Source organism: Ruicaihuangia caeni (assembly GCF_040536845.1).
Classification (GTDB): Bacteria; Actinomycetota; Actinomycetes; order Actinomycetales; family Microbacteriaceae; genus Ruicaihuangia; species Ruicaihuangia caeni.
Genome location: NZ_CP159582.1, coordinates 824,843 through 837,285 on the forward strand (window position 1 = coordinate 824,843; position 12,443 = coordinate 837,285).

10 protein-coding genes are annotated in these 12,443 nt (G+C 66.2%); 6 read left to right on the forward strand and 4 right to left on the reverse strand.

The window, feature by feature from the left end:
• Nucleotides 1–6 precede the first annotated feature (6 nt).
• Entirely contained in the window at nt 7–2,058 is a 2,052-nt protein-coding gene (locus tag ABV606_RS03770) for an acyltransferase family protein (protein WP_353988407.1), read from the reverse strand.
• Complete coding sequence (locus ABV606_RS03775) at nt 2,055–4,931, reverse strand: hypothetical protein (RefSeq protein WP_353988408.1); 2,877 nt, start codon at nt 4,929–4,931, stop codon at nt 2,055–2,057. Before ABV606_RS03775 ends, ABV606_RS03770 begins: the two co-directional genes overlap by 4 nt.
• A 187-nt stretch (nt 4,932–5,118) precedes the next feature.
• Here ABV606_RS03775 and ABV606_RS03780 point away from each other — a divergent pair, with 187 nt between their 5' ends.
• Genes ABV606_RS03780 through ABV606_RS03790 form a run of 3 tightly spaced genes read left to right on the forward strand, consistent with a single transcriptional unit; the run spans nt 5,119 to nt 7,777 of the window.
• Nucleotides 5,119–5,721, forward strand: a complete 603-nt coding sequence (locus ABV606_RS03780) for an acyltransferase (protein ID WP_353988409.1) — start codon at nt 5,119–5,121, stop codon at nt 5,719–5,721.
• Nucleotides 5,721–6,797, forward strand: a complete 1,077-nt coding sequence (locus ABV606_RS03785) for a DegT/DnrJ/EryC1/StrS family aminotransferase (RefSeq protein ID WP_353988410.1) — start codon at nt 5,721–5,723, stop codon at nt 6,795–6,797. Before ABV606_RS03780 ends, ABV606_RS03785 begins: the two co-directional genes overlap by 1 nt.
• Nucleotides 6,794–7,777, forward strand: coding sequence for a Gfo/Idh/MocA family oxidoreductase (locus tag ABV606_RS03790; protein ID WP_353988411.1), 984 nt, complete (start codon nt 6,794–6,796; stop codon nt 7,775–7,777). Before ABV606_RS03785 ends, ABV606_RS03790 begins: the two co-directional genes overlap by 4 nt.
• Nucleotides 7,778–7,824: 47 nt before the next feature.
• Here ABV606_RS03790 and ABV606_RS03795 read toward each other — a convergent pair whose 3' ends face one another.
• Both ABV606_RS03795 and ABV606_RS03800 read right to left on the reverse strand, forming a co-directional pair.
• Complete coding sequence (locus ABV606_RS03795) at nt 7,825–8,172, reverse strand: DUF2304 domain-containing protein (RefSeq protein WP_353988412.1); 348 nt, start codon at nt 8,170–8,172, stop codon at nt 7,825–7,827.
• Between the two features lie 4 nt (nt 8,173–8,176).
• Entirely contained in the window at nt 8,177–8,842 is a 666-nt protein-coding gene (locus ABV606_RS03800) for a glycosyltransferase family 2 protein (protein WP_353988413.1), read from the reverse strand.
• A 70-nt stretch (nt 8,843–8,912) separates the two neighbouring features.
• Between ABV606_RS03800 and ABV606_RS03805 the strand changes: the two genes are divergently transcribed.
• The 3 genes from ABV606_RS03805 to ABV606_RS03815 are packed head-to-tail and all read left to right on the forward strand — an operon-like array spanning nt 8,913 to nt 12,435.
• Nucleotides 8,913–10,100, forward strand: coding sequence for a glycosyltransferase (locus ABV606_RS03805; RefSeq protein ID WP_353988414.1), 1,188 nt, complete (start codon nt 8,913–8,915; stop codon nt 10,098–10,100).
• Nucleotides 10,097–11,293 (forward strand): hypothetical protein, encoded by a 1,197-nt coding sequence (locus tag ABV606_RS03810; protein ID WP_353988415.1) that lies wholly within the window; start codon nt 10,097–10,099, stop codon nt 11,291–11,293. Before ABV606_RS03805 ends, ABV606_RS03810 begins: the two co-directional genes overlap by 4 nt.
• 29 nt (nt 11,294–11,322) lie before the next feature.
• A complete protein-coding gene (locus ABV606_RS03815; RefSeq protein ID WP_353988416.1) occupies nt 11,323–12,435 on the forward strand; it encodes a glycosyltransferase family 4 protein in 1,113 nt (370 codons plus the stop codon).
• The last annotated feature ends 8 nt before the right edge of the window (nt 12,436–12,443 follow it).

Sequence of the window (12,443 nt, forward strand, 5' to 3'; positions counted from 1 at the left end):
GGACGGCTATCCGAGGAGCGGACGGAGGTGGGCCCAGAGCGGCTCCGCGAGTTGCGCCGCCGCGGTCGCGGTCAGGTGATGGGCGTCCCGGTAGAGCAGGGTGGTGCCCACGATCATTCCGCAGGCATCCGGGGTGCAGAGCCGGTCGTCAAGGGCCACCACCGTGGCGCCTGCCGATTCGGCCGCATCTGCTTCGGCGGTGATCCACTCCCGGTCGAGCGCGGTCTTCGCGTCGACATCGCAGGCGCGCGCGTCGTCGAGGTGAGCCGAGAGGCAGATCGCGGGAGTGGCGCCGACATTCGGGGTGTCACTGATCACGAGGACCTCGCTGAGCGCAAGACGGTCGACGACCAAGCGGACGCCGTCGGACCATCTTGTCGGCGTGAGACCACCGTCGGGCTGGTCGGGCTGGTTGGCCATGTTGGAGAGCACGACGAGTTGTGGCGGCTCGGCATTCAGGTGCTGGATCACGGCGTTCCGCCAGGTCTCGCACTCCGAGTAGGGCACGCCCCTCGTCGTGATGGGCACTTCCACTGAGGGGCAGGACGACTTCGTGTAGCTGTCGAGCCGGAACGAGTGCTCGATCGCAAGGCGCTCGAGCGCAGGGAACCACTGCGCCGCGTGCGAATCACCGAAGAGCGCGACCACGGTGTCGGAGTCGGTATCGCCGTAGGAGCACCGTTGCACAGCGGTCTGCGAGACGTCCAGGTGGCAACCGTCGGGGTAGATCCTCGGAATGTCGTCCGAGACCTCCGCGAGCGAGGGCTCGAGGTTGCTGGGCACGAAGCCGGTGAATCGGGGCTCCCCGGAGTCCGCGACGGTGACCGAGGCGTCGCCCTGTCGCCCGGAGTCGCTGGGAACCGTGCCCGCGAGGCCGATCGCAGTGATCGCCAGCGCTGCCGAAGCACCAGAGGCCCCGAGCGCCATCGCCAGATTCCAGCGCGGACGAAGTGCGCTGAGCCACCGGTTGCGACGAACAGGGTCCTCGACGAACTCGTACAACAGCCAAGCGAGCGGCACGGCGATCAGCGCGAGCAGGATCGGCCAGACAGGGTCCAGCGGGCGGCCGGCCGCGGCCGCGGGGATGACCTGCAGCGGCCAATGCACCAGGTACAAGGAGTAGGAGATCGCACCGACCCACATCACCGGCCGCAGGCTGAGGAGACGCCCGGGGGAATACGGGGTCTCGACCTGGAGCAGGAAGATCAACGCCGCGGTGCCGAGCACCGGCACCAGCGCAGCCACACCAGGAAACGCCGTTGTGGCGTCGAAGAGAAGAGCGGCCGTGAAGATCGCGGCGAGTCCAGCCCAAGCCAGGATGGCCCGAATTAGAGGATGAATCCGCTCTGCAAGCGCCGGGCCGCCGATCGCGATGACAGCGCCGGCTCCGAGTTCCCAGGCCCTGGTGGGAAGACTGAAGAATGCCCAAGGCTGCGAACGGTACGTGAGCCACCACCCGACAGCGAAAGAGATGAGCATGAGCACGGCCACGATCGCCGCAGTCACTCGGCGCGACTTTCGAGCGATCAGCCAGACGACGAATAACACCAGCGGCCAGAACAAATAGAACTGCTCTTCGACGCCGAGCGACCAGTAGTGCTGGTAAGGCGACGGGGCGGTCTCCGCGAGATATTCCGTGCCCTCGACCGCGAACGCGAGGTTCGGAACATAGAAGGCGGTCCAGACGGCGTCGATCAGGGTCGAAGGACGCAGGGCCGGCGGCATGAAGACCGCCGAGGCGACCAGGGTGAGCACCAGGACGACGAAGGATGCCGGGAGAATGCGCCTGACCCGCCTCGCGTAGAACAGGCCGAAGTCCAGCCGTCCGTCCCTCGCCAACGAGCTGAGCAGGTGGTTGGTGATCAAGAAGCCCGAGATGACGAAGAACACGTCGACACCGACATACCCGCCCTCGAGTCCCAGCACTCCGGTGTGGAAGACCAGCACGAGCAGCACGGCCACCGCACGAAGACCTTGGATGTCTGTGCGGAACGGCGCGCGCTTGATCGGCGCGCTGGAACTCGCCGCTACCTGCGGCGCAGCGGTGCTGGAAGTCACCTGGTGATTGTTCCACCCTGGAATGACTGAGTGCAGAGAGCACCGGAGCAGGAGGGGTTCGCGGTCGGCCAGCCCAAAGCCCCGCCGTTGCCGCCGAGACGCCACCACTCGGCCCGCACCGCACCCCACACCGGGAAGACACCTGCCGCGCTCGAGTAGATCGTTCCCCGCTCGAACGTCTGCCCACCGCCAGGCCCGTTCGGGTTGACCGGAATGTCGATGTACCCGGTCGTCGCCTCACCCAACTGCGCCTTGAACGCCGAGGCCACCGACGCATACGCCGGATGCACCGCCGGCTGCAGAACAACGCTGGAAGCCGAGGTCTGCACCAGCTTCCCGCCCTGGAACTGCTGCGAGCACAGCCCGCTCGCGCACTCCGGGTTGCCAACCGGCCACCCCAGCGCACCGCCATTGCCACCCAGACGCCACCACTCGGCCCGCACCGCACCCCACACCGGGAAGACACCTGCCGCGCTCGAGTAGATCGTTCCCCGCTCGAACGTCTGCCCACCGCCAGGCCCGTTCGGGTTGACCGGAATGTCGATGTACCCGGTCGTCGCCTCACCCAACTGCGCCTTGAACGCCGAGGCCACCGACGCATACGCCGGATGCACCGCCGGCTGCAGAACAACGCTGGAAGCCGAGGTCTGCACCAGCTTCCCGCCCTGGAACTGCTGCGAGCACAGCCCGCTCGCGCACTCCGGGTTGCCAACCGGCCACCCCAGCGCACCGCCATTGCCACCCAGACGCCACCACTCGGCCCGCACCGCACCCCACACCGGGAAGACACCTGCCGCGCTCGAGTAGATCGTTCCGCGCTCGAACGTCTGCCCACCGCCAGGCCCGTTCGGGTTGACCGGAATGTCGATGTACCCGGTCGTCGCCTCACCCAACTGCGCCTTGAACGCCGAGGCCACCGACGCATACGCCGGATGAGCCGACCACTTCACGACGAAGGTGGACGGCGACGACTGGACGAGGGTTCCCGTTTGGAACGCTTGTTGGCAGAGCGCGCCGCTGTCGCAGGCCTGGTCGCCGATGGGCCAGCCGAGCGTGCCGCCGTTCCCGCCCAGTCGCCACCATTCCGCACGGAGCGCACCTGAGACCGCGAACGCTCCAGCCGAACTCGCGTAGACGGTTCCACCCTGGAACGTCTGACCGGATCCATCACCGTTCGGGTTCCCGGTCACGTCGATACGGCCGCTCGTCGCGAGGCCGAGCCGGCCGCGAATACCGCCCGCCCGCTCGTAGGCCTCGGTGTGAGTTCCCTGCACCGTCACACCGGTGGTGAACACATGACCGCCTTCGAAACGCTGGCCGCAACCGCCGGTGAGACACTCCTGGGCGGCGATCGGCCATCCGAGCGGGCCGCTGTTGCTCCCATTCGACCAGTAGACCGATCGCAGAGGATTGCTCACCGCGAACGTCCCGTGCGCAGCAGTCGAGTAGATGGTCCCGCGCTCGAACGCTTGGCCGGCACCGGGACCAGTTGGAGCCGTGACGCTGATAGGGCTGCCGAGCGGCACACCGAGCGATCCGTTGACGCCCCCGTGTTCCCTGTACACCGTCCAGTACGCGCCCTGCACTGAGTAACCGTCGCCGCCAGTCTCGGCGATAGCGCCGCCTTGGAACTGCTGGGCGCAGACAACGCCCACGCACTTGCGTGCGCTTGTCGGCCATCCGAACGAGCCTGAGTTGCTGCCGTTCGCCCAGTACTCCGCACGGACGGCCCCGTACACCGCGAACGCACCCGCCGCGCTGGAGTAGATCGTTCCGTACTGGAACTGCTGGCCGGCTCCGGGCCCGTTGGGAGTGCTCGGCACGTCGATGAGCTTGCTCGTGGGCGCGCCCATGGGGCCGCGCTCGGCTCCCGTCGCTCGGTACACCGTGTCGTAGGCGCCGACGACGCCGAAGGCACCAGTGGTGATCGTCCAGTAGATGGAGCCGTTCTGATGACGCTGGAAGCACGTCGTCGTCGCGAGAGTGCAGTTCTCCTTGAGGGTGATGGCGCCAAGCGGACCTGTGGCGCCGCCGAGTTCGGCGAAGGCACGAGCGACGTCGTCGGTGCCGTCCACACCGGTCGGGTTGCCGAACCAGTCGGTGTACATTCGCCAGAAGTTGCGGTTGCCGTATGAAGAGCAAGTGTCGCCGACGCCGTAGAGGTTGGCCAGCGCTGCGGCATTCGGTTGGTAGGGCGTGTAGTGGTACAGCGCCGCGGTCGCGAAGTTCTGAACGCGAACGCCGGACGTGCCGCAGTTGTTGTACGGGTGATAGAGGATCTGGCTGATCTGGCCCGGCGGGTACTTGCCGTAGAAGCTGCTGCCAGGCGTGCTGTAGCCGATGCGGTACCAGCCGAACTGCCAAGCAGCGTTGTACACCTGGTTGTAGAACCCGTAGTAGCGCGAGTCGCATGAGGCGGTATCGGGGCAGCCATAGCCCATTGCCTTGCGGAGTTCGAGGTCGGTCGGTGCGGTCTTGCCGATGAGTCCTTGCTCTTTGTGAAGAGTGACGAGAATCACCTTCGCGCTGATGTTGCACGCCTGCTGCACTTTGAAGATCACCGCAGCGGCGCTCTCCCCCGGAGCTCCCCGATACGCCTTGCACGGGTTGTTCGCGGCACGATCGAAGGTGTCGACCCGCAGCACAGGCAGGCAGTTGCTGTTGCGACAGGTGCCCGTGTTCGCCTCGAGAAACGCCTGGATCTCGGCCTGCGTCATCGCATCGTCGTCGTAGAAATTGGCGTCGCTGATGATGTACCCGGCGTCGAAGTCGGCAGCGTTCGCAGCCTCGGCCGAGTCGTGCGCGCCAGGCGCGCCGACGACCAATCCCACGCCGAGTGCCAGCGCAGCTGCGATGGCAACCAGCGACCGCACAATGGGCGCTCGTCGTGTTTCTCGTCGTCCCCGCTTCATCAACTGCCCCCCGAACACGAGAATCAGGGTACGTGACTTCCCTTCGAATCCCTCTGCAAGATCGGGCGATTCCGGATCACGGTTGCCTCAATCCGACCGGTCGTAGGATTGAGGGCGCTGATCCCTCATAACGCGACTAGGAGTCTGCTTGTCTTCGAGCAATATCCATGCGACGGCCGACGTAGCCGATTCGGCCCGCATCGCCGCATCGTCGCGTGTCTGGCACTACGCGCAAGTTCGTGAGAACGCTGCCCTCGGCGAGAACTGCATCGTCGGCCGCGGTGCCTACATCGGACCGGGAGTCGATGTCGGCGACAACTGCAAGATTCAGAACTATGCGCTCGTGTACGAGCCCGCTCGCCTCGAGCACGGGGTCTTCATCGGGCCCGCCGTCGTCTTGACCAATGACCACTTCCCCCGGGCGATCAACGCCGACGGCTCCCCGAAGTCGGCCGACGACTGGCACCCGGTCGGGGTGCACATCCGTGAAGGCGCGTCGATCGGCGCGAGTGCCACGTGCGTCGCGCCGGTGACCATTGGGCGGTGGGCGCTCGTCGGGTCGGGATCCGTCGTCGTCAAGGACGTCCCGGATTTCGCGCTCGTGGTCGGCAGTCCGGCCCGGCGCGTCGGCTGGGTGGGCAAAGCCGGCGAGCCTCTCCGACGCGAGGGCGATAAGGACTGGATCTGTCCGGTCAGCGGCGAGAGATACCGCCAGACCGACGAGAACACGCTCATCGAAGTGGAGAACTGATGATTCCAGCAGCACGCCCAGAGATCGGCGATGAGGAGCGGGCCGCAGTCGATCGGGTCATGCGCTCCGGCATGCTGGCTCAAGGTCCCGAAGTCGCCGCGTTCGAGGCCGAGTTCGCCGAGATCGTCGATGGACGCGAATCAGTGGCCGTCAACTCCGGCACGTCGGCACTTCACATGGCGTTCCTCGCTGGTGGCGTGGGCGCAGGCGATGAGGTGATCGTTCCCTCCTTCAGCTTCGCTGCGACCGCGAACGCCGTGGCGCTCGCCGGCGCGAAGCCGGTGTTCGTCGACATCGAGCCGAGTCACTTCTCGATCGATCCTGCGGCTGTCGAAGCCGCCATCACCCGCCGCACCAAAGCCGTGATGCCAGTGCATCTCTACGGCCACCCGGCCGACATGGTCGCTTTGGCCGAGATCGCGGACAAGCACGGCCTGCAACTCTATGAAGACGCCGCGCAAGCGCATGCCGCTTCGGTCAACGGCATGCCGGTGGGCGCTTGGGGCCTGGCCGCCTCATTCTCGTTCTACCCGACGAAGAACATGACCTCGGGCGAAGGCGGAATGATCACGACCGGTTCGAGCGAGCTGGCGCGCGCCGCCCGAGTGCTCCGCAACCAGGGCATGGAGCGCCGCTACGCCAATGAAGTGGTGGGCTTCAATACGCGGATGACCGATATCCACGCAGCCATCGGGCGCGAGCAGTTGAAGAAGCTGGCGGGTTGGACCGCGCGCCGGCAGGCCAACGCGGCGTACTTCGACCAGCACCTCGAGGGCGTGATCGTCCCGCCCGTCGCCGAAGGCGCAGTGCACGTCTACCACCAGTACACGATCCGCGTGGTGGGCCACGACAGGGACCGTTTCGCCGAGGAGCTGGCCAAGCGAGGCGTCGGCTCCGGCGTCTACTACCCGACGCCGATTCACCGACTGCCCTCGTTCGCCGAGAAGGCTGACCTGCCGGTGACCGAGGAGGCTGCCGGGCAGGTGCTGTCGCTCCCGGTGTATCCATCACTGACAGACGCCGAGCGCGATGCCGTCGTCGAGGCCGTGAACGCAGTGGCGGGAGCCGGCGCGTGACCGCTGCGCTCAAGGCCGGAGTGCTCGGGCTGGGCATGATGGGTCGCAACCACTGCCGAGTGCTCAACTCGCTCGAGGGCGTCGATTTCGTCGGCGTGTACGACCCGGCCGACGGTGTCGATCCGAAGGTCGAGGGCAAGCCCGTCACCAAAGACCTGGATGCCTTTCTCGCCACGGTGGACTACTGCGTCGTCGCCACTCCGACCGTGTACCACTTGGACATGGGCCGCACGCTCGCGGAGCGCGGCGTGCACGCGCTCATCGAGAAGCCGGTGGCGCACACTGCAGAGGCTTCGCGAGAGCTGGTCGAGCTCTTCGCCTCAGCAGGACTGGTCGGCGGGGTAGGGCACATCGAACGGTTCAACCCGGCGCTCCAGTCGATGCGGAGCCGCCTGCAGGACGGTGTGCTCGGCGAGATCTACCAGATCGCCACGAGGCGCCAGGGCCCCTTCCCCGGCCGCATCGCGGATGTCGGCGTCATCAAGGACCTCGCCACGCACGACATCGACCTCACCGCTTGGGTGAGCCAACAGTCATATGTGTCGGTCAACGCTCGCACGACGCACCGCAGCGGGCGCCCGCACGAAGACATGGTCATCGCGATCGGCACCCTGAGCAATGGCACCATCGCATCGCACACGGTCAACTGGCTGACCCCGTTCAAGGAGCGGACGACGATCGTGACCGGCGAGAAGGGCGCTCTCGTCGCAGACACGCTCACCGCTGACCTGACGTACTACGCCAACGGCGTGGAGCAGCTGAGTTGGCCCGGGATCTCGGCATTCCGGGGTGTCAGTGAAGGCGACGTCATCCGGTACGCCCTGAACAAGAAGGAGCCTCTCCGCGCCGAGCACGAGGCCTTCCGCGACGCTGTGGCAACCGGTGACACCAGCGGAATAGTGACCCTCGCCGAAGGGGCTGCCGTCGTCGATATCGCCGAGCAGCTCATCGCCGACGGCACCGCGCACCGGCTCGCCTGAACCGCGACGTCACCCACCAGCGTCGGCAGGAGCTGCCGGGAGACGACTCAGTCGCGCTCCTGGGTCGGATGCTTCGCGCGCTCGAGCGCGAGCTGGCGCGCCAGCTCGGTCATGTCTGCTTCCATCCGGCGGAACCACCGATATGTCGATGCGGCGAAGCCGAGAAACGCGAGCACGGTGATGTAGAGCAACAGGTCGGCGCCGCGCCCGATGCCCAGTCGGTTCGCGACCCAGGTCCAGGCCTGGGGGAAGAACACCGACAGTCCCGCCGCGATGATGAACAGGAACATCAGGATGCGTCTGATCGCCTGGTGACGACTGCCGCCGCCCCTGACCATGAAGAAGGCCGCGATCACGATGACGACCGCGGCAAGGACTTGGAAGATGATGGTCATTGGCTCACCTGAACAGGATCTCGACGAGGATGTTGACCGAGTTCAGCAGCGACTGACCCTTGGCGCGCGAGTACTCGGTGTAGACGATGTGGGTCGGATATTCGGCCCAGCGAGCGTTGAGGTCGCTGATCTGGTCGATGAGCTCGGATGCGTGGGCCATCCGGTTCTGCTTCAACCTGATCCGCTGCAGAAGACCCCGCCCGATGACGCGAAGACCGTTGTGCGCATCGGTCAGCGCCATGCCGGTAGTGGCGCGCGTGTAGGCCGCCGCCGTTCTGAGAATCGCGCGCCGCAATCCGGTCAACGAAGTGCGGTCGTCCAAGAACCGTGACCCGATCACCACGTCGAGGTTCTCATCGCGCAGCTTCTGGACCATGCCCTCGGCGTCGGCCACCTGGTGCTGGCCGTCAGCGTCGAAGGTGATCACCTCGGTCATCTCCGGGTCGGCGAGCGCGAAGTCGAAGCCGGTCTGAAGACTCGCGCCCTGGCCCAGGTTGATGGGGTGCGTGATCACGACCGCACCGGCAGCCAGCGCTGCAGCCGCGGAGTCGTCGGAGGAGCCGTCATCGACGCAGACTACGTGGGGGAACGTTCGTCGGAGCTCTTCGATCACCGAGCCGATGACTGATCCCTCGTTGTACATCGGGATCACAGCCCAAGTTCGGCCCATGATCACCAGTCTCCCATAGCGCGTCCCGAGAAACGGCCCAAGCAGGCGGAGCCGGTAGGCTTGGCCCGCCATGATCCCGTCGAAGACCGCTCTTGTCGCTGTCGAATCGAACATCAGCCGCGATCCTCGAGTACGGCGGCAGGTCGACTGGCTCGTCGACGACGGGTGGGTCGTCGACACCATCGGTCTCGGCCCGTCTTCCACGCAGACCGTGCGCGATCACTTCGAACTGGGGTCGGCGCCCAAGTGGACTCGCGGTCCGCTCGGCTCGCTCCTCGCCTATGGCCTGCTGCGCCGAGGATGGACCTTCGCTGCGCTCACGCGCACGCGGATCCCGCCCACCGTGCGCGATCGAGTGCGCAGCGGTGGGTACGACCTCATCATCCTCAATGACCGTCATTTCACGCCCTGGGTCGCAGACCGACGAGACTTCGGCGACGCCAACCGCTCGACCCATGTGCACCTCGACTTGCACGAGTACTTCCCTCAGGATCTGCGCGGCAAGTCCCTATGGGCCCGTCTGGCGGGGCCGAGCTACCGATGGGCGCGCAAGACGTTCGCGCACCCCCGGTTCGATTCGCGATCCACGGTGAACACGGGCATCAGCCGCCTGTACGCCGGTGAGTTCGGAATCCCCGAACCAGCCGTCATCAGAAACAGCCCGCCATTCGTCGAGCAGAGCCCGAGCCCCGTCGTCGATTCGGCGATCCGCCTGCTTCACCACGGAATCGCGAGTTGGGACCGCGGCCTGCGGCAGATGGTCGATGCCGTGCGCATGTGCGAACCTCGCTTCTCGCTCACGCTGATGCTGCTCGGCGACCAGGGGCTGATCAACGAGCTCAAGGACTACGCAGCCGATCTGGGCGACCGTGTGCGGGTGGTACCGCCCGCACCGATGGAGGAGCTCAGCCGGGTGGTGAACGACTTCGACATCGAGATCATGTTCTACCGTCCGACGACGCGGAACCTCGAGCTCGCTCTTCCGAACAAGTTCTTCGAGGCCGTCCAGGGCCGATTGGGTCTCATCGTCGGTGAGAGCCCGATGATGGCCGAGATCGTCCGCGAGTATCAGAACGGCGTCGTCGTCAGCGGTTGGGACGCTGCGGACCTCGCCCGCGCGCTCGATGCCGTCACAGTCAACGACGTCGTGCGCTTCAAAGCCGCCTCCGAACGCGCGGCACAGGACCTCAACGCAGACGTCGAACGCTCGGTGTTCCTGTCGGTCGTCGCGGGCGAGCGCGCGAAGGGGCAGTCGTGAACCTCGCACCCGGCGGCACGGCTCTGATCATCGTGCTCTCCGAGGCGCGCAGCGATCCTCGTGTTCGAAGGAAGATCACTTGGCTCACAGAGGCCGGATGGAGCGTTGATACGCTCGCGCTCGGCCCGACTCCATCCGACGAGGTGCGTGACCATTTCGCGCTGGGGACGCCGCCCCGATGGACGACCACTCGACTGGGCTCCTTGCTGTTGTACGGATTGCTGCCGTCCCGAACTGCCTTCAAGCGCTTCGCCGTCAGTCGCTTCCCGGAAGAGGCGCGCTCACGCATCGCCGCGGGCCATTACGACCTGATCGTCTTCGATGACACCGACTACATCCCGGTCGTCAAGGTGCGTTCACTGTTCACCCGCGCCACAGCCCGCGCTCATGTGCATCTCGACCTGCACGAGTTCCGTGAGCCTCGACTGAGGCTCACCCCGTGGCGACTGCTCACGCGGCGGTACTACCGGTGGCATCGGCGCATCATCGGAGCTCCGGTCTTCCAGACACGCTCGACCGTCTCTGGACGGATCGCCGACCTGTACGCCGCCGACTTCGGATTCCAACGACCGACCGTCATCCGAAGCATCCCGCCGTATCACGATCTGAGTCCGAAGCCCGTCGACCCGTCGAACATCAGACTCCTCTTCCACGGGCTCGCGAGCTGGGCTCGAGGCTTCGACCAGATCTTCGACGCGATGCGCGAGCTGGACGACCGGTTCACGATGACGTTCATGCTCACGGGCAACCCGGCGAACATCCGGCGGGTCGAGGAGTCGGCGCGGGCCTTCGGCGATCGGGTGCGCGTCGTGCCGGCGGTGCCGATGACGCGGGTGAGCACGGCGGTGAACGACTACGACCTTGAGATCATCTTCCTTCCGCCGGTCACTCGGAATGTCGAGTACGCCCTGCCGAACAAGCTGTTCGAGGCGGTACAGGGCCGATTGGGTGTGGTGATCGGAAGAAGTCCCATGATGCTCGAACTCGTGGAGCAGTACTCCCTGGGTCCGATCATCGACGGCTGGACCGGGCGCGATCTCGCCGCAGGCCTTTCGTCGCTCACCGCGGAGCAGGTCTCCCAGTTCAAGGAGAACGCTGATCGCGCAGCGCATGAGCTGAGCGCCGAGCGCGAAGGCGAGCGTTTCCGCGCTCTCGTCGGTATCGCTCAGAGCAAATCATCGGCGGCGCCGTGAGCGTCCCGAGAGCTGTAATCGCGAGCCGCGTGTACGAACCCGAGCCGACTGCGGCCGCGTACCGGCTCGGACACCTGGCAAGGGCGCTTCGAGCCGCGGGATTCGAAGTCGAGGTGCTCACCTCGCGGTCGCCGAACGAGCGCCGAAGCACGCCCGACGTCAAGCGCTGGCCTGTGCTGCGCGATCGATCAGGCGCTGTGCGCGGCTATGTGCAGTATCTGAGCTTCGATGTGCCCCTCTTCTTCCGGCTGTTGTTCGCCAAGCGCGCCGACGTCGTCGTGGTCGAGCCGCCGCCCACCACGGGTCTCGCCGCCCGGCTCGCCTGCGGCATCCGTCGTATCCCATACGTCTACTTCTCGGCGGACGTCACATCGTCAGCGTTGGAGGCAGTGAAGCCTCATCCCGTCGTGAAGCGAGCGGTGCGGTGGATGGAGCAGCACGTGCTTCGCCGGGCGCGGCATGTGCTTGCAGTATCCGAGGGCGTGAAGGATCAGCTGCGAGCCTTGGGCGTCGATGACGCGGACGTGACCGTCGTCGGAATCGGCATCGACACCGAGCGATTCGCGGCGTACGGGGCTGCGGAGAGCCCTGGGCATCGCTACCTGATCTATACGGGGACCATGTCGGAGGTGCACGGCGCTGAGGTCTTCGTGAGGGGCTTCGAGGCGGTCGCCGATTCGTTCCCCGACGTGCACCTGTACATGTTCGGCGGCGGCGTGGAGGTGGAAGCGCTGAAGCGCAGAGCCGAGCCGATCTCGAACCGGGTCCATTTCCCTGGCGTCATCTCGGCTGAGCGCACCGCCGCCTGGATCCGCGGCGCAGTTGCTGCGCTCGCGTCAGTGCGCCCCGGACGAGGCTACGACTTCGCATTTCCGACCAAGGCTCTCAGCAGCCTGAGTTGCGGCACGCCGGTGATCTTCGCCGGCGTCGGTCCGGCACGAGCCATCATCCCGGAAGCGGATGCCGGATGGGTCACCGACTGGGATGCCGAACAGGTCGCCTCAGCGATGCTGGCAGCGCTGTCCGCGCCGTCGCCGCGCCTCTCCGAACAACAGGTCGCCTGGGTGGATGAGCAGTACTCACTCGAGGCAGCGGCGAACCGAGGGGCTGCGGCGATAACCGCTGCGCTGCATCGACGGTGAAGCCTTTG

What these genes read in the sequence shown, in the direction of transcription:
- ABV606_RS03785 (WP_353988410.1), top strand. Translation starts at nt 5,721, where the DNA reads ATGATTCCAGCAGCACGCCCAGAGATCGGCGATGAGGAGCGGGCCGCA.
- ABV606_RS03795 (WP_353988412.1), bottom strand. Translation starts at nt 8,172, where the DNA reads ATGACCATCATCTTCCAAGTCCTTGCCGCGGTCGTCATCGTGATCGCG.
- ABV606_RS03800 (WP_353988413.1), bottom strand. Translation starts at nt 8,842, where the DNA reads ATGGGCCGAACTTGGGCTGTGATCCCGATGTACAACGAGGGATCAGTC.
- ABV606_RS03805 (WP_353988414.1), top strand. Translation starts at nt 8,913, where the DNA reads ATGATCCCGTCGAAGACCGCTCTTGTCGCTGTCGAATCGAACATCAGC.